The following is a 23,268-nucleotide window of genomic DNA, read 5'->3' on the forward strand; positions in this document are numbered from 1 at the left end:
GTTTAATTAATCTGGTTTAAACCAGATTATATTTTTATGCTCGCGCTTCGAAATGTAAATCTAAAACATCATGTAGCCAATATTCTTGGTCAACATCGGTAATCACGCCTTCTTCATTTCTATTACTACGACGAATATATAAACCCAGTGCGCCCACATTGACATGCAGTGCTTTGGCCTGCTGTTCCGATAAAGCGGTTGGATACAGATTAATGTCGGCTCTAGTGATATGGCAGTCATATTGTTTTGCCATCAGTAAAGTAATCGATTGCTTAAGATCATGAGTTAAAAACTCAGGGAAAAACTCGGCGTTAACACGTAAATGCTCCACCAAAACAGGTCGACCATTAATACAACGACGTCGCCAAACTGAATAAATCGGATGCCCTTTTTCAACTTTTAAATGCTTGGCATCCCAAGAAGTGGCCTGTGTCAGTTCACTCGAAATCACTTCTGTCGAAGGTTCATAGCCTTGTTCAATCACAAACTGATTAAAGTTTTTTGTCGATTGCGGGTGATAAATAATACGAGGAGAACGAACATACCAACCACGGCGGTCTAGTCGATAAATCAAACCATCGGTTTCCAAAGCCAGCAAAGCTTCACGTGCAGCCACTCGAGTGGTTTGGAATTGTTCCGAAAGCACCCTTTCCGAAGGGAGTTTTGCGTGGGCTTTTAATACGCCAGATTCAATATCGTGGGCAATTGCATCGCGGATAGGAATATATTTAGGTATGCGAGCTTGGTCCTGTTCCATACAAACTTAGAATTTATAAATAAAGAAATTAATAGCAATATACTGAAAAAATATGACAAAAGCTTTTATTAATGCTGATCTTTTAAGCAAAACGCGTCCTATTCCCCGCTTTTTCCAATTCATTTTTTCATAAAAAAAATCGAGTGTTCACGCCTACAATAGCTTCTGAAAACTTTCCTTAGCTCATTTGTTCATCAAGAAAATCGGCATCGCATAGCCATTACATCATATTTAGTTAGACATTTTTTAAGATAAAAATTCATATTTCTGTACGGACTCTTACACAGGAATTGACGGTTTGCACTAAAAATCAATATCACGCCTCCTATATTACATTCTTGTAGAATTAGAATAACATGATCAAGAAAAACCCAAATCATCCTAAGCAATAAAAAAATACACTCATCATCTTATATTTATAAAGTCTTAATACAAAATTATCATTTAATAAAAACTAAAATATTAAGAAAATTACTCAACCTCAAAACAAACATAAAATTTTAATTCCACTAAAACCTTAAACAATAAATCCAATTAAAAAAAGAATATAAGACATACTAGCTCATTTATTGAACAAAACAAAAACTAAAAACTTGCGGTTAAATACCATCCAATTATTCATTCAATCTAATTAATATTTTATTTATAAAATTTAAATTAACTTATTAAAAACTATTAAACATGACATTAGATGCTTAAAAATTGACATGACATAATCCAAAATTTTAAAACAGCTTTAATAAAACAATAAATAAGATTATGAAAAATATAGTAATTTTAATTTTTTATGTTCTATTGAATAAAATTACGGCTATTTATTTTACCATTTTTTATATTTTACCAACTGATAAAAATCATAATCCAATGTATTTAAAAAAATAAAAAAATCTTTTGTAATAATAAAGTTAATTATTTACCAAATGTTATATTTTAAAAAATTTTATTAAAAACAGCACCAATAAATAGATTAAAAAAATAACATTCAAGAAATTATAATAATTTTTCTTCTTGTTTTTTTATGAATGTATATTTAGATTTAATTAAGATTAATTGAAATTAGATTTGTATTTTTTCAATTTAGTTTAAGCAAAATTAAACTTTACTTAATAGCGACCATAATATTTTAAGGAGAAAGTATTATTACAACCAAATCGTGTAACATTTTAAATCAATTATATTTTAGTACTTAACCATAAAAATCCACCCAGCGTTAAATTATATTCAGCCAGGAAAGATTAAAAAACTCATAAAACTTAAAACAAAATTTTCTCATCTCGCTTATAGCTGTGCATTAATATTATTCGGTTCGGTGCAATTTGCTCATGCAGCTCCCTTACTTACTCCCCATGTTACAAATGAAGTAAGCCCTGCTCCTACAGCAAATGCATGGATAGAAATTGATACTCAAGCTTTTGAAGATAATATTAAAAGGACAAATCAGTTACTTAATGGCAAAACTCAACTTTGTATAGTCATGAAAGCTAACGCATACGGCCATAGTATTGATCTACTTATGCCAAGTGTTATGAAGTTAAACGTATCTTGTATTGGCATTACCAGTAATGCTGAAGCGGCTATGGTGCGTAAGCATGGCTATAAAGGCAAAATTACACGTTTACGTACCGCCACAGATAGTGAAATTATCAATGCACAGGCGTTAAATATTGAAGAGCTTTTAGGTAATTATGACCAAGCTGCTCGTATGTCTAAATGGGCAGAAGCGAACAATACAACTGTTCATTACAGCTTGGCTTTAAATTCAGGCGGTATGGACCGTAATGGTCTTGAAATGGCTACGGCTCTAGGCAAAGAACAAGCTGTTGCGATCACCAAACTTCCCCATCTTAAAATTGATGGCATTATGACCCACTATGCCGTAGAAGATGAAAAATTTGTCCGTGAGCGTCTGGCGCAATTTAATGAACAAACCGCATGGTTGATTAAAAAAGCCAAACTGAATCGTAAAGAATTAACATTACATACAGCTAATTCATTTGCTACTGTAAACGTTCCTGAATCACATTTAGATATGGTTCGTGCAGGTGCAATTATATATGGTGATTTTCCTAATCACCCTGAATTTAAAGGCATGATGGCATTTAAAACACAAATTGCCGCGGTTAATAATTACCTGAAAGATTCAACTGTAGGTTATGACCAAACCTATACTTTAAAACGTGACTCTAAACTTGCAAACCTTCCTGTAGGTTATTCGGATGGCTACCGTCGTAGTTTTAGTAATAAGGCTTTTGTATTAATAAATGGACAAAAAGCGCCAGTGGTGGGTCGAGTATCAATGAATACTGTTATGGTTGATGTAACAGATATTCCAGAGGCCAAAGCAGGTGATGAAGTTGTATTATTTGGTCATCAAGGCAATGCAGAAGTTAAAACGAGTGATTTAACCAGCCTTACAGGCCATATTTTGACAGAAGCCTATATCCCTTGGAGTAACTCTAATCCACAAGTGATTAAACCCCTTCAATCTCAGCAACAAGTGATATTAACCAATAATAAAGTTACGGCAAACACCAACTAAAATTTAGGTGAATTGATAGGTAGCCCTGTATTTTGAATAGTATTGGGGCTACTTTTAGCCGAATCACATCTTTTAAGCGATCTTATTCCAGCTAGTTTTTATAAAAAAAAAGGACATTTGCATGCCCTTTTTATTTTTTACTTAGTCTTTAGCTTGCGTGCTTAAAACTATCAATTTGCTTAATCTCATAAGGCAAACCGACATAGTTTTCGGCCAATGTGGTTTTACCTGCAATCGAGCCAAGCACATAACTTAACTCGGCTTGTTTAATCTTGTGATCAAACTCACTTTCAGTTTCAAAACGATGCAATAAATGAGTCATCCACCAAGAAAAACGCTCCGCTTTCCATACACGTTGTAGGCATTTTTCTGAGTATTCATTTATACCTTGCTCGGAACCTTCGACATAATATTCAACTAGCGCACTTGATAAATAAGCAATATCAGAAGCCGCGAGATTGAGGCCTTTTGCTCCTGTCGGTGGAACAATATGCGCAGCATCGCCAGCTAAGAATAGTTTTCCGAAACGCATTGGTTCGGTCACAAAGCTGCGTAACGGCGCGATACTTTTTTCAATAGAAGGTCCTGTGACTAACTTTTCACGACTTTCAGGGTCTAGACGGTTTTTTAACTCATCCCAGAACTTTTCATCCGACCAATCTTCGACGTGATCTGTTAAAGGGACTTGTAAATAATAACGGCTACGTGTTTCTGAGCGCATACTACATAAAGCAAATCCACGCTCTGACTGTACATAAATGAGTTCATCGGCTACAGGTGGCACATCGGCCAACACTCCTAACCATCCAAACGGATAAACTTTTTCAAAGGTTTTAATTTTATCTTCTGGCACGCTGGCACGGCAGACACCATGGTAGCCATCACAACCAGCAATAAAGTCACACTGAATTTGAAAGGCTTTACCTTGGTATTCAAACTCAACTTTTGGTGCAGTGTAAAAATCTTTTACTTGTACATTTTGAGCTTCATAAAATGAAGTGAGCTGCTCTGCTTCACGCGCAGTCATTAAATCTTTAGTCACTTCGGTCTGACCATATACGGTTACTTGTTTGCCACCCGTGAGTGCAGCCAAATCAACGCGATGCAATTCACCGTTGGTTAAGATTTCAATGCCCGAATGCGGTAATCCTTTGTCTTTTAAATTTTGGTCAACACCTGCTTGTTTCAGTAAGTCGACTGAAACTTGCTCTAAAATTCCTGCACGAATCCGTGAAGCCACATATTCAGCACTACGTTGCTCAACAATAATATGATCGATGCCAGCTTTATATAGAAGTTGCCCCAGCAATAACCCTGCTGGTCCAGATCCAATAATTGCAACCTGTGTCTTTAAAATATCCATAACTTCATCCTTGTTTCATCCTGACTTTTAAATTACTGGCTTTAAGTTTTGTGCACTATGTATCCAAGACGAAAATAACCGTTTATCATTTAGTTTGTCCGAATAGCGGACAGAAACAACCAAAATAACAGGAATGAAAGGATGCCTTCTCTCGATGCTTTTTTAGAGCACCCAAACTCGCATGAGAAAATTCGTCAAGAAGACTACATTGCAGGCTTAGCAAGAGGCTTAGCTTTACTCGAAGCTTTTGGAACAGATCGGCAACGGCTCAATGTCACTCAAGTGGCTGAGCGAACCGGTATTAGCCGTACAGCAGCAAGGCGTTATCTTAAAACTTTAAAATACTTAGGCTATTTAGAAACTGATGAACATTACTTTTGGCTCACGCATCGCGTGTTGCGCTTTTCAAGTTCTTATTTAAGCTCTGCTCATCTGCCTAAAGTTGCTCAGTCATTTTTAAATCTTTTGTGCGTGCAGACATCTCTGACTTTCTCAATTGTGGTGTTAGACGATAACGAAGTGGTACCGATTGCCCGTAGTTATTTACCGCAGCAAGATAATTTACGTGTAAGCCCTTACGGCATGCATTTAGGAAACCGACTCCCGGCCCATGCTACGTCTACAGGTAAAGTATTGCTGGCAGCACTACCCGAAGAAGCTCAACACGCATGGGTAAAAAATTATGGTTTAAAACGCTTAACGCCATTTACCATAGTAGATGAGTCAAAGTTTTTTGAAGTGCTTAAGGGTATTTCGTTATCGGATTATTGTCTTTCGAAAGAAGAACATGAGCTTGGCGTGATTGCGATTGCAGTGCCCGTATTTAACGCCCAAGGTCAAGCCATAGCAGCGCTTAACTGCATGTCTCAAACCAACCGAGTACAAGAAGACTATTTGGTTCAGCAAATTTTGCCATTGCTGCGCAACACGGCAAATGAGCTTAGAAATGTGATTTAAATCGTCTTAGAAACTCTTGTCATCAATTAGAGATACAAGAGTTTCAGCTCATGATTTTAAATGGCGAATTCTTTGACTTGCTGGTTTGCCAGATCTAATGCATTGCTACGATATGCCTGCATGTCTAAGCCTTCTGCATAGATAAAATCGACATCATGAATGCCCATTAGCCCTAACACAGCTTTGAGATAAGGCGTGACTGCCTCAGTTTCTTGGCCAACATGGATACCGCCCCGACTACTTACCACCACCGCTTTTACCCCTTCAACCAAGCCTTGAGGGTAAGTTTCGGTGTAGCGGAATGTTTGTCTTGCGCGTGCCACCAAGTCAAACCAGTTTTTGAGTTGAGTCGGCACATTTAAGTTATACATGGGTGCGCCTATCACCAATAAATCAGCACTTTTTAATTCAGCAATTAATTCGTCCGACAAAGCAACAATTTGCTGAATGTCTTGATTTATATTTTCAGCCCCACGAAGCGCCTGAAAGATTTCTAAATCTAATACAGGCAGATTCATTTCAGCTAAATTGCGTATGGTGATGTCATCTTGCAAACCTTGGTCTTTTCGATGTTCAAGCATGATATCGATTAGGCGATTGGTTTGTGAACCCTCACCCATAATGCTGGATTTTAATACCAATATTTTAGCCATAACCGTCTCCACGTTTTTGATGAAGCCATATTAACTCCACAATAAATTCAACAGTGGTGATATTATTTCTTTTAATTGGTTCCTTTTAGGCAACAATCATGCAACATGAGCTAAGTGCAATTTCTATATTTGTGACTGTGGTTGAAGCTGGAAGTTTTGTAAAAGCTGCCGAGCAATTGCATTTAACTCGCTCAGCCATAAGTAAAAATATTGCTCGGCTTGAAGAACAGCTTGGTGTAGTTCTATTTAAAAGAACAACACGTTCACTCAGCATGACTGACGAAGGTGCTTTGTTTTATGAGCATAGCCGCCGAGCGTTAAGTGAAATACAAAATGCAGCGGCTTTATTAGACCAAGGGAAAATTAATGCAACAGGCCGTTTACGAATGTCTGTGCCAGTGCTGTTCGGGCAACTCTTTGCTACCCCGCTCATGGTTAAATTTGCTCAGCAGCATGCGGACTTACAGCTAGAAATTTCATTTAATGATCGAACTGTAGACTTGGTCGAAGAAGGTTTTGATTTATGCATCCGCATCGGAGCGTTACCTGACACCACTCAGCTCGTTGCCAAACCGATTGGTGAGCATCGAATGCTACTTTGTGCCTCACCTGACTATTTAAATGAAGCAAGTTCCCTAGAAAATATTGAAGACTTAGACCAGCACGCCACGATTGCCGATCCGCATTTTGGTCAAATGCAAAAATGGCGACTTCAAAAAGAAAATAGCGAGCCTTTCTTTATTAAGCCCAAAGCAAAACTTCTTTTAAATGACTTACAAGCCATTAAAAATGCAGCGCTTGCTGGAGCTGGTATCGCTTGGCTACCCGACTGGCTCATTCAAAATGAATTACAGGAAGGTAAGCTCGTACAAGTGTTAGAAACCATGTCGAGCATTGCTTTTCCAATTCATTTGGTATGGCCTACGCTGCCTTTTATGCCACTCAAAACCCGCCTTGCAATAGATTATTTGGCGCAGCATTTACCACCTGAACTGAACAAACAAGCTTAAAATAAAAAAGGCCTCGTCCACTTGAACAAAGCCTTTTTAAATATTCAAAGCCAATGTTTATTGCTTATATTAAAATGCATTGACCGCCTTATTCGCATTAAGGAAACAATCCAGCACCTTTTCCCGATCAATTGTCCCATCTGAGCTTAAAAGCTGAATAATTGTGCCCTCCACTATATATAAAAATAGTTTTGCGTCCTGAAAAGTCGCATCGGTTTTTAGTTTTATAAGCTGGCTATAAATTTCATTCAGCAGCCATGTGCGATATCTCACTGCGGTGATATAGGCTTTTGGATAGGTCAGTTTCGTTTCGAACATGGCTTTAAATAATAGGTAGTACATCCCCTCTACATCGGTATGTAAGAAATAAAGCTGTTTGAGTTTATCGGCCGCGCTTGTGTCTTGGGCATACTCAACAATTGAGACCACTTTTTCTTTTAATCGTTCTTTCTGGACGATCAAGCAGATTTCAATAAACCGTTCTTTTGAATGAAAGAAGTTATAAAAAGTCGCTTTGGTAATTTCACATTCTTTGACGATTCGATCTACCCCAACGGTATGAAAGCCACGATGATGAAATAAATCAATCGACTTGTTGATGACTTGTATGGCACGGGAAGAAAGCACTAACTTTGGCATAGTTTTACCGTTATAAATTCTTGTTGTTTCTAAATGAGATAAAAAACCTGTGCCCTTTTTGGGAGAAAAAAAGGCACAGCAAAGCCGTAAAGACTGTGCTTGGCACATCTCAAGTTTTGTTGTTACTAAGTTTTAAATAAAAATGACTTTAAGCCTGAAACCTTAGGGCGATCAAGCTGCTTTAATTTTTAAGCTGTGTCGTTATAGCTTTTGGCTTCGAGAGCCAAGAAATAATGGATGTGCAAAGCCAACTCCTTTTTATGGGGAGTTCTGCCGACATTTAAATTATGGTGGCAGAACGAGAAAGGGTTCGCGGACTGGTACAACAACCAGCACACCCGAAGGTGTCCCTCTCCCGTCCTACCGCTACGGGAGGAGACGAGGAGATGCTCACACAAAATTATCCCTCAGAAAGGAATAATTCTGATGCTGTTGTAATCGGTCCGCGACGACCGTCTGGCAATGTAGGCCAGCAGGCAAAGAATAGTGCTCAACCTTATTGCAGTCAAGCACACAAAATGCCATTTGTTTTAAATTAAATCATTAGAAAAGTAAGGCTAAATAATAGGTGGGTTATTGTTAAGTTGGGGCGTTATAGAGAGGTGAATTTTATATAGATATATTAGTTTAGGTGGATAAATATAGAATATAAAAGAATGGAAAACGATGAAATGAAAATATCTTTATTAGATGTACAAAAAATATTCAATGATCTGTTAAACCATAAAATCAGCCGAGACGATGCTGAAGAATGGGCAAGAAAAAGAATGAATGCACTGGATAACCAAGACTTACTTTTTGATCCTCCCATTGACGAAGAGCTTCTTTGGAAAGCAGTAATATATTTAAGTGGTGTTGGACTAAAGATATCTCCTGATAAATACATGGAGGATGAAAAAGGCATTAAAGAAGTGTTTAATATTTATTGGAATAAATAAATTATATTGGCGAATTTCTTTAAAAATAGAAAGTTAGCTATATTGTTTTAATAAGTATTTATCAACACTTGGCAAGGGGTATAAATAAAAGCAGCCGACCTATGACAGACTGTTTGCATAAGGTATATTCTATTAATTCTAAATGAAGTGAATAGTATGAAATGAGTGATGCAGAAAAATTTCAGCTCAAACTGGAATTAACATTAAACTTAAAATCTGCTAAAGATATTCAAAACTGGGCTATAGATAAATTAGATAAAAATCCAGCAGACTTATTAGCTTTAGAAATTTGTTTTTTCTCTAAAGATAAAGAAGTCTTAGATTATTTTAATAAGATTAGTATTGCCCAGTGCAACATAGAGTCTACTCTTAAGAGAAAAATTCTTTGTGAAGTATTAAAGAAACATGTAGAGACACTATCATCTAGCAAATATTCAATAGAATTAATCTCTAATTTGTTTGCAATATTACTAGAAATATCCAGATATGCTGACGATGAAGATTTATACAACTTCATAAATTATTATGATGATGAATTATATTTGGCTTTAGAAGGTATTTCTAAATTAGAACCAGAAGATATATGGCCTATCTTTTTAAATGATCTTAAAAATTAGCTTCATTTAAGGCAACTTGGTCGTATTTTTCTAATAATTTTCTAATTCAAATTCTAAATCCTTTAGTACCTGCCCTATCTCTGGAGTTACCCCATTGTCTAAAGGAGTATAAAAAATACCTATTAACACTTCATCATCTTTTAATGTAGGTAACAATTCATTCATAAAGTCATCTAGAGGAAATGGCTCAGCTTCATACCCTACCCATTCATTTTCGGCACATAACTCGGCATACTCTTTAGCGGGCCACACTGGAAATACTTTTTGATTATCCTCTGTTCCAGCTAACGCCCATCCATCCTTATATAAGCCCCAAACTTCTTGCGTATCAGCAATAACTTTTATGAAATGCTTATATCTTTTAGTACCTTCTAATGCAATTACAGCATCTATTTGCTTTTGACTAATTCTCATAATTTTTATCACTGAAACCCAATTAAAAAATTTATCAACTCAGTTTTCTCTTGCTTCTTTGCTCTTTCAAATGCTGTTTCTTTATATTTATTTTTATAATTCATATCTACGCCATATTTAGCCAAAAATTGCAATCCGTGCAAGTTATTATAATCTACAAAAACATGCGGCATTGGAAAAGCAGGGTCTTTACCTAATGGATCACATCCTAAGTCTATCAATAACTTATAAATTTCAATATTCTGATTAAGTCCAGCAATAGCTAAGCCCTTTTGCTTTATTGTATTAATAAAATACTCTTTGTAGTGATCAAAAAAATACCATACCATTTCATCAGAATATCTAAATGCCAATTCAAGTGGTGTATATACAAATGATTTTTTCTTTGGATCTGCACCTAGTGCCAATAATTTCGTGGCTAAATCAAAATTATTCTGCTGAATACTCAGCCCTAAAGGCGTTCCAATGCCTTTTAGATTCCTATTTAATTCACTTTTACTAACTTTCTTAGTAAGCAAAAAATCTATCTCATTCCTTAAATTTAAGTAGCAGGCATAGACAAGCGTTTTCTTTATTTTTTCTTGCTGAAGACTTTCCCCTAGTTGAGTTTTTCTTTCTAGATCAACTGGACTCACCCCATAAGTTTGATATAAGATTAATTCCATTGCTGCATCCCAAAATAATTCAGGATTATAATTAGTATGATGGATTATTTTTTTATCAATTGAATAATAACTATAAATCCCTGAATCTAATTCATCGCTATCCATAAGATTGTACAGTTCAAGAAAAAAGTTCTCAGGAGCTTCTAGATTTTTGAATTCTTTTTTATCTGTTTCATAAATTCTTGCATACCTTAAATGAATAGTTTTATTCATAATAAAGAAAACGTCTTCGGTGATCTTTAAACTGTCTAATTTTCTTAAAATTTTGTCTATTATCGGATTCATATGCTTGAGTAAATATCATAAATTTTAATTTAGTATAAAATAATTGAGTTAAAATCTTAAGAAATCTATAGCCTATTAATTATCTTTTTATTCTACGTATTATTAAGTTACTGGCATATCTTAAAAAGATTAAAGTACTGACAATCTTTAGGTTAGATCCATCGAACCAAAGAGTTAAGCGGAATTAATATGAGTATTTTTCTCATCAGACATGCTGAAAGTGAAGCCAATATCAATGGAAAAACCCTTTCGCATGCTTCAATTGCTTTAAGTGAAAATGGGCATAAACAAGCTCAAGCACTGTGTTTAAAACTGCCTAAAATTGATCATGTGATTGTGTCTCAATATTTACGCACACATCAAACCGCCGCCCCACTATTGGAAAAATATAATCTCACTTTTGAAGTAGATGAGAATTTGCATGAGTTTACCTATTTGTCTGAACGCAAGTGTGCCAATACTAATATGGATGACCGTAAAGCTTGGGTAAATGCTTACTGGAAGAAAATGGATTATCAGCACAAAGATGCCGATGATGCAGAGTCTTTTGAAAATCTATATATGCGGGTACAGGCTTTTCATGAGAAGTTAAAGGTATTAGCTGAAAATTATGTTCAAAAGAATTTGGCTGTATTTAGCCATGGACAGTTTTTACAGCTTTTGATGATGCAAATACAACAACCTCAACCAATTTCAAAAGATTTAATGCAGCAATTTAGATACAATCTGATCTATCAGCCAATTAGAAACACTCAGGTTTTTACTTATTGAACTGATAAATTTCATATAAGCTCTATTCAGTCTTTTATAAAAACGTTAAAGAACAAAATTTATGTGTGAATGTCAAAATGTCGGTGAATTTTTTGTATGCCCTGACAGCTTTTCAAATATTTTCAGCAATAACTATGAAATGAAAAATAGGTTCCCTCACTACATCATTGAAGAGGCTCCATGCGAAGAAACTCGCCCAAAATTTGACTATAGTGAGTTTTATTATGTCTGCTCTGAGTGTGAGCAAACATGGTATTTTGAATGCTATCCAGATACACCGACAGCACCTATTTTTGGAATTAAACTTGCAAATGTGAACCAAACATTAAGCCAAAATCGAATAAACAGTATTAAGCAATTCTTAGTTGTTTTAGCTCATGAAGGCTTTTCAGAAAACAAGTGCATTCATAAAGGTTGTACGGACTACTCACTTAATGGAATTAACGTATGCCTTAATCATTTTGGTTATAAGTTGAGTACCTGATAAGTTTTCCTTTCAACTTAACAGGTACTAGGCGAAATACCCAAGGAGAAAATAATCTGAATTTATAGACTTAAATTTTTTGATAATTTTCATCGATAGAAATCAAAAGATCCTGCGCTGGAAACCATCCATTTGCTTCTGCTTTTTGCAACCAATATTGAGCTAATGGAATGTTTTGATCCACAAGATCTCCATTGAAATAAAGCAATCCTAAACTCCACTCAGCAGCAGCAATACCTTGTTCAGCAGCAATGTTATAAAGTTCAACAGCTTTATTAATGTTCTGTTCAACACCAGAGCCGTTTTCATATATATCAGCTAAATTATTTATTGCTGGATAAAAATTTTCTTTTGCCGCCTTTTGATAGTATTCAATAGCTAATATAGGATCAGGTTCTCTGAAATGAACACCTAGCATGTAAATCGCTGCCAAATTATTTTCATTTGCCAACATTTGTAATTCTTCTAAAGAAATATCTTTTTCAACTTTATAACAAGGCTTACTTGTCCATGTTAAAGCCCAATTATACTGAGCAATAAAAGACCGATAATATGTAGCTGCTATCCACAACCATGCTCGCCCCTCATTAATGTCTTGTTCATGTCCATTTAATCCTAAACAATAATTAATCCCTATAATCATTTGTTCGTGGACACTAAAATGCTGTGCTTTATCAGCTACTTCTTTTACAGATACAAAAGCCACTCTGAACCCTTAAATTAAAAAATAATTAAATATAAGTAAATTTAGCTATTAAATATAATTCAATGTTCTATAAAACATAAGCACAATAGAGTTAAAAAGATGATTTAAGTCGAGGGAACTAGATAAAATAAAAGCAGCATACTGATAATAGGCTGCTTTTATTTGGGCATATATGGTTATTTCACATAAAGTGGCTAAGTCTAAAAATTAATGACCTATGACAGATGGTCTATTTCGATCACTGAGTTGACCAACCCCTGCTTCCATGAGCTTACTAGCTAATTCATTTCGTCCATTTTTCATAGACCATTTCATTTCTTCATCCGTAATAACTATTGCGACTAGAAACTCCATTTTCCCATTTGGAAGTTGTGTACCATGAGGTAGAGGTTTTTGGGCTTTGGTGATTAAGACATTAATTTTGTCATTCTCATTTTCTCCAACTGATATGGCTTCTACAGTCAATCCATTATACTTTTCAACTCTTTTGAGAAAGCCTGCATCATTTAACAATTCAGCTTGTACTGCCCATTGTAAAAACCAAAGTGGCCATTCAGCATTTTTATCTTTAGTCATTAATATTAATTCATATCCATAACCTGCTGCACCAGGGAGAGCCGCGGTTTGTGTTTTTGATTTTATATTTGCTGAACTTGAAACAACTCGCCCTAAATTATCTTTCTCAACTTTTACATCCGAAACAGTTGCTTGAGCTGGCATATCAGAGTTTGTAAGTCCAAAGGTAGAATAAACAGTAATATCTTTGCCAATTTTATCCGCTGGAATTACATATAAACCACCACCAGGCCAAACACCAGCCATGTGAGCTATTTTTAGAATATCATCCGGTAATTTACCTATATTTTCTTCATAATATTGAGTTCTAGTGTTGTATACATTTTGCCAGACAGCTTCTTGATCTTGTTGAGCGCAACTTACTGTAGAAAGTGATGTTAAGCCGACAAGTCCTATTAACTTCTTTAATTTATTAAGCATTTAAAAATTTCTTTTAGCATTTTCTAGTTTTATTATTTTATTAGTCAATGATAGATAAAGCAAAAAGAATCTATTTAATATAATGAAATTTATAGAAAATCATAAAGGGGATAAATTAAAATCATTATAGTGGTTATAAGCTGTTTTTAGGGATTTAGCAGAAGCTTCTATGTTAGTTTTATATTTTCTTAAAATCACGGAGCATAAATTTTAATGAATCAACTAGAATTAATTCTAAAAACCTTTCATGAGTATGAGTTTAAGGAGGGTTTAGATGATTTATTCTATTTATCGGGTAACTTTCTCAAAGAAATTTATCCAACGATTATGCTCGAATATGACCAAGATACAGCATTCTTCATGGCTTTAAAAACCTTATTAGAAAGTGGTGATATTTCTCTATTTTATAATCTAAACTTTGAAGACCCATCTAGAGATGGCGAATTGCTAACTGGATCAGCAGAAGAACAAATTAAGCAGTTAAAACAAGTCTGGATCGGCAGTGATGCTATCAATAAGATGGATGAGGTAAATAATTACATAGGATGGTACTTCTTAATACAGTGCCCTTATGCATTAGCTCACAAAATTTATGATAAAGATGGAAACTTCGAACGTTGGTTTTGTACTGGCTAGTTATCTTTAAATCTCTAACCAGCAAACAATCGCCTATCACGGCGCAAAAGTCTGTAACACGTAGATGTAAATAAAGCGACTCTATTATTCAAACCGTCTGTTATTAACACTTCATAATGCGCGAATTTTTTACTACTTCCGACCTTGGTTGCCGTTGCAAATAACACCCTATCCTTCGCACCGCTCATATAGCGAATATCTGCCTGTAAGCCAGTATATGGCGCATCCCCTGCATTACAAGCCATCGCAAAAGCGATATCGGCTAAAGAAAATATGACACCACCATGCACGCCGCCCAAGGCATTCATGTGCTCGTCTTTTACATTAAGCTGGCAACGCGCTTCATCAAAACTGCGATGCAGCACTTGTACACCCAATAGCTCTGCGAATTGATCAACCGCTGTAGTTTCCATATTTTGCACAAACGTCTCCCTACTCGTGCGAGTATTCCTTAAGTGTTATGAATCTATCTGTATTGAAATCGATTTATTGAAAGCCGTTAAACACTATCTTGTTTAATCTGATAGTTTGAAGAGCTAAAGTCCTTATAGGTCAGGCGGTCACCCAACTCTGAGCTTAAAGGCTGAACTTCTTGCATTGAATTTAAGCAGCGCTGTGCAAGCTCCATGTATTCTTGCGTGCCTCTAGTTTTCCATTTTTTTTCTTGTTCTGATAAATCGCGTGCAACTTTGGCAGGACTGCCCATTGCCAATACATTTGCCGGAATAATATCTTTGGTTTTAACCAGACTATTTGCGCCAATAATGGTGTTTTCACCAATTTCGGCATAGTCCAAAATTACGCTGTTCATGCCGACCAAAACATTTTTTCCAATGCGGCAGCCATGTAAAGTTGTGCCATGCCCTATGTGACCCATTTCCTCAACTAAAGTCACGCTTTGCGGAAAGCCATGTACGGTGCAGCTATCTTGTATATTGGCATTTTGCTTAATATGGATACGACCAAAATCGGCACGCAATGAAGCAAATGGCCCCACATATACGCCCGCTTCAATAATCACATCACCAATTAAAACAGCGGTTGGGTGTACAAAAGCCTCTGGGCTAACGACTGGAATAACACCATCAATACTATAACAAGGCATGATTTAACCTCTCATTTGTCGCAACCAAACCTCCGAAACGGCGCCAATAGTGTGCTGTGGCATTTGGCATAGGCCCTTCTGCTGTTGCAGCAACAGACAAGAAGTATTCATCGGCAGGTTCAAATACTTTTTTATAAATATTCATTGATAACGTTCGTGCACTAATCGCGGGCCAGTCAGTTGGCAACAATTCAAGCGGTAGTGCTGGGTCTTTCAACAAAATCCGTCGATAATAATGAATCAGCAAAGTTCGAATTTGAAAGGCCTGAACAGGTTCGAGTTGTTCGTTTTCCTGCATCAGCAACACGCCAATTTCTCTAAAAATATCGAGAAACTGTAAATATCTTTGGCGTAATTCATCGATGGGCCAGTTGGTTCTGAGCATACGGCCAATGGTATCGACCGAATTATTAAAGAGCTGCAATGTTTCGGCTTTAAACACCACCACTTGCTCACTCATATTTAAGTCAACCAACAAGCGTTGCAGTTCAATACGGTTACAGCCCGGATAAGCCATTAAGTTTGTCGAAATATTGGCAAACCCTAACCATTCGAGTTCTTTCTTTAACAACGCTTTATTTTCAGTGTCGAGGCTAGACATCAGAATAAGATCCCAATAATGGTCCCACTCTTTCATCTGATCGTTATAAATGCGTTGCTCGGCCTGCAAATAAGTCGAACGGCTCGAATCTGTAATTCGATAAAAACTGGTTCTGCCGATTTTGTCCGAACATAACCAATCATTTTTAACTAAACGAAAAACAGAGGTTCTTACAGCACGGTCATTAAAACCAAACAGCTCTAATAACTGAATCAGGCTCGCAAGACTAATGTTTCCACCCCGATGAAGTACTGAATCTCCAAAAATTGTCGAAATAAGCGAAGTTCCACTTAAGGTTTCATTCTTTACAACAGAATCAATTATTTGCTGTATTTTTGCACTCATACTCATGTCTTGGCGTTTAGTTTCAGGGTATAGATTCTATACCCTGAATGATCTTGATGTTAAGCAATCTGACGCATATCGATTACCCGCTTTGCCTTACCTTCCGAACGAGGTAAGGTCGCTTCTGTCACAACCTCTACAGTAACGCTAATCCCAATCATGGTTTTAATGCGTTTCATCAACTCCTGAGCAAGTTGATTGGCCTGTATAGTACAGTTATGACACATCTCTGTACGAATATGCAAAGTATCCATATGGCCTTTTTTAGTCACCAAAATTTCATAATTCGGTACTAAATGCGGAACTTGCAAAATTTGCTCTTCAATTTGGGTCGGGAAAACGTTCACGCCGCGAATAATCAGCATGTCGTCGCTACGGCCCACAATTTTATCCATTTTGCGCATTGCCAGATTTTCTCCAGCGAGTAAACGGGTCAAATCACGAGTACGGTAACGAATAATCGGCAAGCCTTCTTTGGTAATGGTCGTAAAGACTAGCTCGCCAAGTTCGCCATCTTTACAGACTTCACCCGTTTCAGGGTTAATAATTTCTGGGTAGAAATGATCTTCCCAAATGGTTAATCCCTCACCCTCACCTAAGCACTGCATCGCAACGCCCGGTCCCATCACCTCAGACAAGCCATAAATATCGAGCGCTTTAATATTTAAGCGCTCTTCAATTTCACGGCGCAGTTCGTTGGTCCATGGCTCGGCACCAAAAATACCCACTTTTAAAGAGGTATTACGTGCAGTACCAAATTGTTGCTCGAGCTTTTCAATAATACTCACGCAATACGATGGCGTAACCATAATTGCAGTCGGTTTAAAGTCTTGAATAAGCTGAACTTGCTTTTCAGTTTGCCCGCCAGACATTGGAATAACGGTTGCACCTAAGCGCTCAGCGCCATAATGTGCACCTAGTCCACCTGTAAATAGTCCATAGCCATAAGCCACCTGAACCATATCCTTCGCGGTTAAACCTGCCATGCGTAAGCAACGCGCAACAATGTCCGACCAAGTATTAATATCTTTTTGGGTATAACCCACCACAGTCGGTTTACCCGTTGTGCCTGATGATGCATGTAAACGTACAATTTGCTCTTGCGGTACGGCAAACATTCCAAAAGGATAGTTGTCTCTTAAATCCTGTTTGGTGGTAAATGGAAACTTTGCCAAATCGTCTAAAGTCACGAAGTCATCAGGATGTACACCTGCTTCATCGAACTTTTTCTTATAGACCGGACTATTTTCATATACAAAAGTCAGGGTTTGCTTTAACCGTTTCGTTTGCAGCTCTCTAAGCTCTGCAAGTGTTAATTGTTCAACATTATCCATTGTAAGGCTGTCCATCGCCTCTCTCCTCATTATGTAATTTTTAAAACCGTCTAAATTAATTTAAGTTTTCCAAAATCAGTGCGACGCCTTGTCCAACACCTACACACATCGTGCAAAGTGCATAGCGTCCACCGCGTTTTTTTAGCTCACGTGTTGCCGTAATCACCAAACGTGTACCACTCATACCGAGCGGATGTCCGAGTGCAATTGCACCACCATTTGGGTTAACCCGTTCATCGTCATCTTTTAAACCGAGTTCGCGCATACAAGCTAAAGATTGGGCTGCGAATGCTTCATTCAGCTCAATGACATCCATCTGATCTAGCGTTAAACCTGTTTGCTTTAAAATTTTCTGCACAGCCGGAACAGGACCTATACCCATATATTTGGGTTCAACCCCTGCACTTGCAATGCCAATTACACGTGCTAAAGGTTTTAAACCATGTGTATCTGCAAATGTGCGATTAGTAATTAACACACACGCAGCGCCGTCATTTACACCAGAGGCATTTCCAGCAGTCACCGAACCACCTTCTTTTTTAAAGGGCGCTTTTAGTTTTGCGAGCGCTTCAAGTGTCGTTTCACGCGGATGTTCATCGCGATTCACCACATTCACATTTTTCTTACGGTCTACAATCTCGACAGGCAAAATCTCTTCGTTAAAGAAACCGTTTTGTTGTGCCGCAGCCGTTTTTTGCTGGCTACGCAATGCAAACGCATCTTGGTCTTCACGACTAATCTGATATTTTTCAGCTACATTTTCCGCAGTTTCCGGCATGCTGTCTGTGCCGTATTGTGCTTTAAGTTGCTTATTTACAAAGCGCCAACCAATGGTGGTGTCATAAATTTCAGGGGTACGGCTAAACGCTTCGGTTGGTTTAGCTTGTACAAATGGCGCACGGCTCATCGACTCAACACCACCTGCCAACACAAACTGCGCTTCACCTGCTTTGATTGAGCGTGCAGCAAGTCCTACCGCATCTAAGCCAGAAGCACATAAGCGATTGACGGTCATGGCTGGAACTGTATCAGGTAAGCCTGCCAAGAGTGTTGCCATACGTGCAACGTTACGGTTGTCTTCACCTGCTTGGTTGGCACATCCTAAAAACACTTCGTCTACCGTATTCCACGGCAAGTTCGGGTGTTTATCTTTTAAATATTTGATGGGCAATGCAGCTAAATCATCTGCACGTACAGCACTTAGGGCACCTGCATATCGTCCAATTGGGGTACGAATAAAATCGCAAATTAAAACGTCTTCCATGTTGACTCCTGATTATGCAAATTCGGTCATATCACGTGAATATTGAGTAGCAATGTTTTGAGTTTTTGCTACATATTGCTTGAGGTAGATACTCGCGCGATATTTTTCCTCTCCATACAGTGCATATAAGTTATTTAAGGTTTGGAGCACATAAGCACCGCCCATTTGTGTCAACCACTGGTAAGGACCCTTAGGATAATTCACTCCATATTTCATGGCATTATCAATATCTTCCAGACTCGCAACACCATGTAAACTTGCTTCGCAGGCTTCATTAATGAGTAAAGCGATGGTGCGTAAGGTTAACAGTGCCGGATGGTCTTTAATCCACATCACACTGATACCAAACTGTGCAAAATAAGCCTCAACTTTAGCCAGATCACTTGCTTCACATAGTTCGTTATGGCTGAGTACCAAAGCCTCTGCCTGTGCAAAATCATGGTGCCAATCCATTAAAACCACTTTACGGCTCAGGTAATGAATATTGGCTGACTCACCTTGGCTTAAACGTAAGTCGATATCATCAATTTGAAGGATATTGTCGTCGCTCGCAGATCCGCCTTTTAAACCTAAACGCGTTAAACATGCAGGTAGCTGAGACCAAGCTCCTTTTAGCTGTACATGTGCATCAATTAGCTTGGCAGTCACAGTTTGAGGCTGAAATGTCTCGTACTGATTTTTTTCGTTATAGTGATAAAAGCCCTGTTTAGACTTACGGCCCCAAGCACCTGCATCGACTAATTCTTTTTGAATGAGGCTTGGACGGTAGCGTGGTTCGTAAAAAAACTCTTGGTAAACACTTTGGGTTACCGAAAAGTTAACATCTTGCCCAATGAGGTCAGTAAGTTCACACGGCCCCATCGCAAAACCGCCACACTGCTTTAAAGCATAGTCGAGCTGGTCATAGCTGGTGACTTGTTCTTGCAATGCTCTAAAGCCTTCTGCATAAAACGGACGTGCAATTCGGTTCACAATAAATCCGGGGGTCGACTTGGTGAGTACAGGAATTTTTTTCCAGCCCAACATCAAGTTTTTTAAAGCCAAACATAAGCTGTTTGGGGTTTTTAAGCCTTGTACAATTTCAACCAGTTTCATCACTGGCGCAGGGTTAAAAAAATGTAAACCCACTACGCGCTCAGGATGAGCAATGCCCGCCGCAATTGCAGTCACTGAAATTGAAGATGTGTTACTTGCAAAAATGGTTTTCTCACTACAAATTTCAGCGAGTTGCTTAAATAAAGACTGTTTAACTTCTTTTTTCTCAACGACCGCTTCAATAACTAAGTCAGCGTCTCTTAAAGCTTCAATTTGATTGACTACAGTTAAACGCGCTAAGGCTTCATCAGCTTGCTGTTTTGTAAGCTTGTTCTTTTCAACCAGCTTTTTAAATGTCTGCCCTAAGCCTTGAGCGGCTTGTTGCGCTTTTTGAGCATCTAAATCATATAAAACAGTCGAGTGCCCGTTTACGATGGCTAACTGGGCAATGCCAATGCCCATGGTGCCAGAACCAATCACGGCAATTCGGGCACGAGATAAGTCTAAATCTGTCATGCTTAGCGCCCTTTAAAATTTGGTTCACGTTTATTCATAAAGGCTTGTACACCTTCACGATAATCTTCGGAACGTCCTGCAATACGTTGTAAGTCACGCTCTAACAGCATTTGCTCTTCAAAGGTGTTATTGCTTGATTGATGAATGGCTTTTTTAATAAGAGATAGACCAAAAGTAGGCTGTTTCGCTAAACGTTCAGCGAGTTCAGTCACTTTTGTTTTAAGCTCGGCGTCTTCTACAACATCCCAAATCATGCCCCATTCTTTTGCGGTTTCTGCTGGGAGCTTGTCACCTAACAAAGCCAATCCCATCGCACGTGCATGGCCTACGGCACGTGGTAAAAACCATGTACCAGCCGAGTCCGGAACCAAACCTAAACGGCAAAAGGCTTGTACAAAGTTTGCCGATTTAGCTGCAATCACTAAATCACATGCCAGTGCAATATTTGCCCCTGCACCTGCTGCCACGCCATTTACCGCGCAAATGACAGGCTTTGGCATATTTACAATCGTTTTAATGAGCGGGTTATAGTAAGTTTCAATGGAATATCCTAAATCTGGTGCTTCAGCGTTTGGGTCTACTACACGGTCACCTAAATCTTGCCCTGCACAGAAGCCGCGGCCTTCGCCACTAATCACAACACAGCGAACATTCGGATTTTTGGTCCACAGGTTTAAAACCTCAGCCACTTCACGATGCATATCAACGTTAAAGCTATTCAGTGCTTTTGGGCGGTTAAATGTCAGGTAGCCAACACCATTTTTTTCTTCAGCAATAATATTTTGATAGTCCATCACTCACCTCTAAACACTGGCTTTCTTTTCTCAAAGAAAGCATTAATCCCTTCGTTTCGATCTTTTGTAGCCGCCAGCCAGACAAAGTTTTGACGTTCAAACTTGAGTCCCTGACTTAAAGTCGTTTCATGAATATTTTTAATTGATTGTTTAATCACGCGAATCGCTAAAGGCGCTTGTTTGGCAATTTTGGCTGCAAGTTGAACCGCATATTCAACGGTTAATTCGGTCGGCACCACTTGACTGCAAATGCCGTGTTGCTCTGCCTGTTTTGCCGAAATCATTTCACCAGTCATACTCCAGCGCATGGTAAGTTGTTGTCCAACCAAGCGTGCTAAACGCTGTGTTCCACCTGCTCCCGGTAACATACCAAGGCCAATTTCAGGTAAAGCAAAACGGGCATTTTCACCGCAAATTACCATATCTGAATGCAAAACCAACTCGAACCCAGCGCCTAAGGCATAACCATTGACTGCACTAATCAGTGGCTTACTAAACGCATCAATTTTTTGCCAAAGCTTCGGACGAATATCGAGTTGTAAAGTCACGGCGTCCATTGCAGCCAGCTCGCTAAGATCTGCTCCAGCAGCAAAACATTGAGCATTACCCGTTAAAACCACCGCTTTGACTTGAGCATTATGTTCAGCTTCTTCGAGCAACTCGCATAAACACTGCAATGTTGCATTGTTTAAGGCATTTCTTTTTTCTGGACGGTTTAAGGTTAATAACAAAACACCTTCAGCAGCTGTACTGGCTTTGATCAACTCTTGCATGACAGCCTCTATTCATCAAAACTCAAGCGAACATTTGAGCCTTTTGGTAAGGTCTGACAGCTCAGCACATAGCCCTTTTCAACTTCATCTTCTTCAAGACTATAGTTAAGGAACATATCGACTTCGCCAGAAAGCACCTTACAACGACAGGTCGCACACACTCCACCTTTACATGCATACGGTAAGTCGGCACCAGCACGTAAAGCCGCATCAAGAATACTTTCATCATCTTGAGCCACAGAAACAATCAATTCACGACCATCTAAAATGATGTTTACTTTTTCTTCTTTACGGTTCGCATCCGCTTCAACACTACGCTTACGCGCTTGTCCCGTATGGAAACGTTCAGTGTGAATGCGCTCTTTGGCAATACCAAAGTTCGGTAAAGTATTTTCTACGGCATTCATCATTTCGTCTGGGCCGCAGGCAAACACATGGTCAAAGTTTGTTTCAAGCACTTCAAAATCAAAAAGTTGCTTAAGCTTTTCTGCATCAATACGACCGTTCATTAGCTCGCTATCGTTGAACTCACGAGAAAAAATATTGATGAGTTGAAAGCGCTCTTTAAACTGATCTTTCAAATCCATAATTTGCTCGGCAAACATGGTTTGTTTCCATGAACGATTGCCATAGAGCAACGTAAATTTGGCTTCAGGTTGCTCAAACAAAACTTGCTTAACAATCGATAAAATTGGGGTAATACCACTGCCCGCAGCAACACCTAAATAGTTTTGTCCGCCCATCTTGGCTGCTTTTTGAAAAAACACGCCTTGTGGTGGCATAACTTCAAGCACATCGCCCACTTTTAAATGGTCATTTGCCCAGTTTGAGAATTGACCCTGATCAATTTTTTTAACCGCAATACTGATGTCTTCTTTGCCCGCATAGCTACAAATTGAATAACAACGGCGGATTTCACCAGCTTCAGTTAAATGGCGAATGGTTAAATGTTGCCCCGGTTGAAATTGAAATTGTTCTTGTTGTTCAGGTACAACGTCAAATGCAATACAAATTGCCTGATCGGTTTGGGGTGTAATACTTTTTACTTTTAATGGTACAAATTGGCTCATG

Annotated in this window: 26 protein-coding genes; 9 read left to right on the forward strand and 17 right to left on the reverse strand. The window is 38.1% G+C overall.

Annotated elements, in window-relative coordinates:
- Nucleotides 1-34: 34 nt before the first annotated feature.
- Complete coding sequence (locus AAC388_RS11120) at nucleotides 35-757, reverse strand: UTRA domain-containing protein (protein WP_068611258.1); 723 nt, start codon at nucleotides 755-757, stop codon at nucleotides 35-37.
- A 1,246-nt stretch (nucleotides 758-2,003) separates the two neighbouring features.
- Here AAC388_RS11120 and alr point away from each other — a divergent pair.
- A complete protein-coding gene (alr, locus tag AAC388_RS11125; protein ID WP_342371578.1) occupies nucleotides 2,004-3,296 on the forward strand; it encodes an alanine racemase in 1,293 nt (430 codons plus the stop codon).
- Nucleotides 3,297-3,444: 148 nt separating this feature from the next.
- On the opposite strand, the gene pobA is transcribed toward alr, so the two are convergent.
- Nucleotides 3,445-4,659 carry a 4-hydroxybenzoate 3-monooxygenase gene (gene pobA / locus AAC388_RS11130; protein ID WP_002114537.1) on the reverse strand — a complete coding sequence of 405 codons (1,215 nt, stop codon included), beginning with the start codon at nucleotides 4,657-4,659 and terminating at the stop codon, nucleotides 3,445-3,447.
- A gap of 141 nt (nucleotides 4,660-4,800) precedes the next feature.
- On the opposite strand from pobA, the gene pobR reads away from it, so the two are divergent.
- Nucleotides 4,801-5,616, forward strand: a complete 816-nt coding sequence (gene pobR, locus AAC388_RS11135) for an IclR family transcriptional regulator PobR (RefSeq protein WP_342370613.1) — start codon at nucleotides 4,801-4,803, stop codon at nucleotides 5,614-5,616.
- A 56-nt stretch (nucleotides 5,617-5,672) separates the two neighbouring features.
- Here the strand turns inward: pobR and AAC388_RS11140 are convergent, their stop codons facing one another.
- A complete protein-coding gene (locus AAC388_RS11140; protein WP_342370614.1) occupies nucleotides 5,673-6,269 on the reverse strand; it encodes an NAD(P)H-dependent oxidoreductase in 597 nt (198 codons plus the stop codon).
- A gap of 98 nt (nucleotides 6,270-6,367) precedes the next feature.
- On the opposite strand from AAC388_RS11140, the gene AAC388_RS11145 reads away from it, so the two are divergent.
- Nucleotides 6,368-7,279, forward strand: coding sequence for a LysR family transcriptional regulator (locus tag AAC388_RS11145; protein WP_342370615.1), 912 nt, complete (start codon nucleotides 6,368-6,370; stop codon nucleotides 7,277-7,279).
- A 69-nt stretch (nucleotides 7,280-7,348) separates the two neighbouring features.
- Here AAC388_RS11145 and AAC388_RS11150 read toward each other — a convergent pair whose 3' ends face one another.
- The gene (locus AAC388_RS11150) at nucleotides 7,349-7,918 is read right to left on the reverse strand and encodes a TetR/AcrR family transcriptional regulator (protein ID WP_342370616.1); all 570 of its coding nucleotides are present in this window, start codon (nucleotides 7,916-7,918) and stop codon (nucleotides 7,349-7,351) included.
- A gap of 386 nt (nucleotides 7,919-8,304) precedes the next feature.
- Here AAC388_RS11150 and AAC388_RS11155 point away from each other — a divergent pair, with 386 nt between their 5' ends.
- The 3 genes from AAC388_RS11155 (at nucleotide 8,305) to AAC388_RS11165 (ending at nucleotide 9,473) form a co-directional block, all read left to right on the forward strand.
- Nucleotides 8,305-8,457, forward strand: coding sequence for a hypothetical protein (locus AAC388_RS11155; protein ID WP_342370617.1), 153 nt, complete (start codon nucleotides 8,305-8,307; stop codon nucleotides 8,455-8,457).
- A 132-nt stretch (nucleotides 8,458-8,589) separates the two neighbouring features.
- Nucleotides 8,590-8,856, forward strand: a complete 267-nt coding sequence (locus AAC388_RS11160) for a hypothetical protein (protein ID WP_063099687.1) — start codon at nucleotides 8,590-8,592, stop codon at nucleotides 8,854-8,856.
- Nucleotides 8,857-9,017: 161 nt separating this feature from the next.
- A complete protein-coding gene (locus AAC388_RS11165; RefSeq protein WP_342370618.1) occupies nucleotides 9,018-9,473 on the forward strand; it encodes a hypothetical protein in 456 nt (151 codons plus the stop codon).
- Between the two features lie 30 nt (nucleotides 9,474-9,503).
- Here the strand turns inward: AAC388_RS11165 and AAC388_RS11170 are convergent, their stop codons facing one another.
- Nucleotides 9,504-9,887, reverse strand: a complete 384-nt coding sequence (locus tag AAC388_RS11170) for a DUF2750 domain-containing protein (RefSeq protein ID WP_063099686.1) — start codon at nucleotides 9,885-9,887, stop codon at nucleotides 9,504-9,506.
- A gap of 8 nt (nucleotides 9,888-9,895) precedes the next feature.
- Complete coding sequence (locus tag AAC388_RS11175) at nucleotides 9,896-10,765, reverse strand: ankyrin repeat domain-containing protein (RefSeq protein ID WP_342370619.1); 870 nt, start codon at nucleotides 10,763-10,765, stop codon at nucleotides 9,896-9,898.
- 261 nt (nucleotides 10,766-11,026) lie between these two features.
- Between AAC388_RS11175 and AAC388_RS11180 the strand changes: the two genes are divergently transcribed.
- Together AAC388_RS11180 and AAC388_RS11185 are read left to right on the forward strand one after the other, a co-directional pair.
- Nucleotides 11,027-11,608, forward strand: coding sequence for a histidine phosphatase family protein (locus AAC388_RS11180; protein ID WP_342370620.1), 582 nt, complete (start codon nucleotides 11,027-11,029; stop codon nucleotides 11,606-11,608).
- A 61-nt stretch (nucleotides 11,609-11,669) separates the two neighbouring features.
- The gene (locus tag AAC388_RS11185) at nucleotides 11,670-12,092 is read left to right on the forward strand and encodes a hypothetical protein (RefSeq protein ID WP_063098566.1); all 423 of its coding nucleotides are present in this window, start codon (nucleotides 11,670-11,672) and stop codon (nucleotides 12,090-12,092) included.
- A gap of 70 nt (nucleotides 12,093-12,162) precedes the next feature.
- On the opposite strand, the gene AAC388_RS11190 is transcribed toward AAC388_RS11185, so the two are convergent.
- Both AAC388_RS11190 and AAC388_RS11195 read right to left on the reverse strand, forming a co-directional pair.
- Entirely contained in the window at nucleotides 12,163-12,798 is a 636-nt protein-coding gene (locus AAC388_RS11190; RefSeq protein WP_069122833.1) for a tetratricopeptide repeat protein, read from the reverse strand.
- A gap of 207 nt (nucleotides 12,799-13,005) precedes the next feature.
- Complete coding sequence (locus tag AAC388_RS11195; protein ID WP_069122831.1) at nucleotides 13,006-13,794, reverse strand: suppressor of fused domain protein; 789 nt, start codon at nucleotides 13,792-13,794, stop codon at nucleotides 13,006-13,008.
- A 213-nt stretch (nucleotides 13,795-14,007) separates the two neighbouring features.
- On the opposite strand from AAC388_RS11195, the gene AAC388_RS11200 reads away from it, so the two are divergent.
- Nucleotides 14,008-14,430 carry a hypothetical protein gene (locus AAC388_RS11200; protein WP_063098563.1) on the forward strand — a complete coding sequence of 141 codons (423 nt, stop codon included), beginning with the start codon at nucleotides 14,008-14,010 and terminating at the stop codon, nucleotides 14,428-14,430.
- A 14-nt stretch (nucleotides 14,431-14,444) separates the two neighbouring features.
- On the opposite strand, the gene AAC388_RS11205 is transcribed toward AAC388_RS11200, so the two are convergent.
- The 9 genes from AAC388_RS11205 to paaE form a co-directional block, all read right to left on the reverse strand.
- Nucleotides 14,445-14,852: a PaaI family thioesterase gene (locus AAC388_RS11205; protein ID WP_069122828.1), complete on the reverse strand. Its 408-nt coding sequence runs from the start codon at nucleotides 14,850-14,852 to the stop codon at nucleotides 14,445-14,447.
- A 77-nt stretch (nucleotides 14,853-14,929) separates the two neighbouring features.
- Entirely contained in the window at nucleotides 14,930-15,535 is a 606-nt protein-coding gene (locus AAC388_RS11210; RefSeq protein ID WP_069122827.1) for a DapH/DapD/GlmU-related protein, read from the reverse strand.
- Entirely contained in the window at nucleotides 15,522-16,487 is a 966-nt protein-coding gene (gene paaX / locus AAC388_RS11215; RefSeq protein WP_000062822.1) for a phenylacetic acid degradation operon negative regulatory protein PaaX, read from the reverse strand. The genes AAC388_RS11210 and paaX overlap by 14 nt, the downstream gene beginning before the upstream one ends.
- 53 nt (nucleotides 16,488-16,540) lie before the next feature.
- On the reverse strand, nucleotides 16,541-17,830 hold the full coding sequence (gene paaK / locus AAC388_RS11220) for a phenylacetate--CoA ligase PaaK (protein WP_086394641.1): 1,290 nt from the start codon (nucleotides 17,828-17,830) through the stop codon (nucleotides 16,541-16,543).
- Nucleotides 17,831-17,870: 40 nt separating this feature from the next.
- Nucleotides 17,871-19,079: a 3-oxoadipyl-CoA thiolase gene (gene pcaF / locus AAC388_RS11225; RefSeq protein ID WP_342370621.1), complete on the reverse strand. Its 1,209-nt coding sequence runs from the start codon at nucleotides 19,077-19,079 to the stop codon at nucleotides 17,871-17,873.
- A gap of 12 nt (nucleotides 19,080-19,091) precedes the next feature.
- On the reverse strand, nucleotides 19,092-20,630 hold the full coding sequence (locus tag AAC388_RS11230) for a 3-hydroxyacyl-CoA dehydrogenase (protein ID WP_342370622.1): 1,539 nt from the start codon (nucleotides 20,628-20,630) through the stop codon (nucleotides 19,092-19,094).
- Between the two features lie 2 nt (nucleotides 20,631-20,632).
- Nucleotides 20,633-21,424 (reverse strand): 2-(1,2-epoxy-1,2-dihydrophenyl)acetyl-CoA isomerase PaaG, encoded by a 792-nt coding sequence (gene paaG, locus AAC388_RS11235; protein WP_069122822.1) that lies wholly within the window; start codon nucleotides 21,422-21,424, stop codon nucleotides 20,633-20,635.
- On the reverse strand, nucleotides 21,424-22,197 hold the full coding sequence (locus AAC388_RS11240) for an enoyl-CoA hydratase-related protein (protein WP_342370623.1): 774 nt from the start codon (nucleotides 22,195-22,197) through the stop codon (nucleotides 21,424-21,426). The genes paaG and AAC388_RS11240 overlap by 1 nt, the downstream gene beginning before the upstream one ends.
- A gap of 8 nt (nucleotides 22,198-22,205) precedes the next feature.
- Nucleotides 22,206-23,267, reverse strand: coding sequence for a 1,2-phenylacetyl-CoA epoxidase subunit PaaE (paaE, locus tag AAC388_RS11245; protein WP_057062992.1), 1,062 nt, complete (start codon nucleotides 23,265-23,267; stop codon nucleotides 22,206-22,208).
- Nucleotide 23,268 lies beyond the last annotated feature (1 nt).

Source organism: Acinetobacter sp. D009, from assembly GCF_038562025.1.
Classification (GTDB): Bacteria; Pseudomonadota; Gammaproteobacteria; order Pseudomonadales; family Moraxellaceae; genus Acinetobacter; species Acinetobacter pittii.

Coding starts and splice junctions, on each gene's coding strand:
- paaX (WP_000062822.1), bottom strand. CDS start 16,487: ATGAGTATGAGTGCAAAAATACAGCAAATAATTGATTCTGTTGTAAAG.
- AAC388_RS11200 (WP_063098563.1), top strand. CDS start 14,008: ATGAATCAACTAGAATTAATTCTAAAAACCTTTCATGAGTATGAGTTT.
- pobR (WP_342370613.1), top strand. CDS start 4,801: ATGCCTTCTCTCGATGCTTTTTTAGAGCACCCAAACTCGCATGAGAAA.
- AAC388_RS11185 (WP_063098566.1), top strand. CDS start 11,670: ATGTGTGAATGTCAAAATGTCGGTGAATTTTTTGTATGCCCTGACAGC.
- paaG (WP_069122822.1), bottom strand. CDS start 21,424: ATGGACTATCAAAATATTATTGCTGAAGAAAAAAATGGTGTTGGCTAC.
- paaK (WP_086394641.1), bottom strand. CDS start 17,830: ATGGACAGCCTTACAATGGATAATGTTGAACAATTAACACTTGCAGAG.
- AAC388_RS11170 (WP_063099686.1), bottom strand. CDS start 9,887: ATGAGAATTAGTCAAAAGCAAATAGATGCTGTAATTGCATTAGAAGGT.
- paaE (WP_057062992.1), bottom strand. CDS start 23,267: ATGAGCCAATTTGTACCATTAAAAGTAAAAAGTATTACACCCCAAACC.
- AAC388_RS11175 (WP_342370619.1), bottom strand. CDS start 10,765: ATGAATAAAACTATTCATTTAAGGTATGCAAGAATTTATGAAACAGAT.
- AAC388_RS11155 (WP_342370617.1), top strand. CDS start 8,305: ATGCTCACACAAAATTATCCCTCAGAAAGGAATAATTCTGATGCTGTT.
- AAC388_RS11145 (WP_342370615.1), top strand. CDS start 6,368: ATGCAACATGAGCTAAGTGCAATTTCTATATTTGTGACTGTGGTTGAA.
- pobA (WP_002114537.1), bottom strand. CDS start 4,659: ATGGATATTTTAAAGACACAGGTTGCAATTATTGGATCTGGACCAGCA.
- AAC388_RS11140 (WP_342370614.1), bottom strand. CDS start 6,269: ATGGCTAAAATATTGGTATTAAAATCCAGCATTATGGGTGAGGGTTCA.
- AAC388_RS11240 (WP_342370623.1), bottom strand. CDS start 22,197: ATGCAAGAGTTGATCAAAGCCAGTACAGCTGCTGAAGGTGTTTTGTTA.
- AAC388_RS11165 (WP_342370618.1), top strand. CDS start 9,018: ATGAGTGATGCAGAAAAATTTCAGCTCAAACTGGAATTAACATTAAAC.
- AAC388_RS11150 (WP_342370616.1), bottom strand. CDS start 7,918: ATGCCAAAGTTAGTGCTTTCTTCCCGTGCCATACAAGTCATCAACAAG.
- AAC388_RS11230 (WP_342370622.1), bottom strand. CDS start 20,630: ATGACAGATTTAGACTTATCTCGTGCCCGAATTGCCGTGATTGGTTCT.
- AAC388_RS11210 (WP_069122827.1), bottom strand. CDS start 15,535: ATGCCTTGTTATAGTATTGATGGTGTTATTCCAGTCGTTAGCCCAGAG.
- AAC388_RS11160 (WP_063099687.1), top strand. CDS start 8,590: ATGAAAATATCTTTATTAGATGTACAAAAAATATTCAATGATCTGTTA.
- pcaF (WP_342370621.1), bottom strand. CDS start 19,079: ATGGAAGACGTTTTAATTTGCGATTTTATTCGTACCCCAATTGGACGA.
- AAC388_RS11180 (WP_342370620.1), top strand. CDS start 11,027: ATGAGTATTTTTCTCATCAGACATGCTGAAAGTGAAGCCAATATCAAT.
- AAC388_RS11120 (WP_068611258.1), bottom strand. CDS start 757: ATGGAACAGGACCAAGCTCGCATACCTAAATATATTCCTATCCGCGAT.
- AAC388_RS11195 (WP_069122831.1), bottom strand. CDS start 13,794: ATGCTTAATAAATTAAAGAAGTTAATAGGACTTGTCGGCTTAACATCA.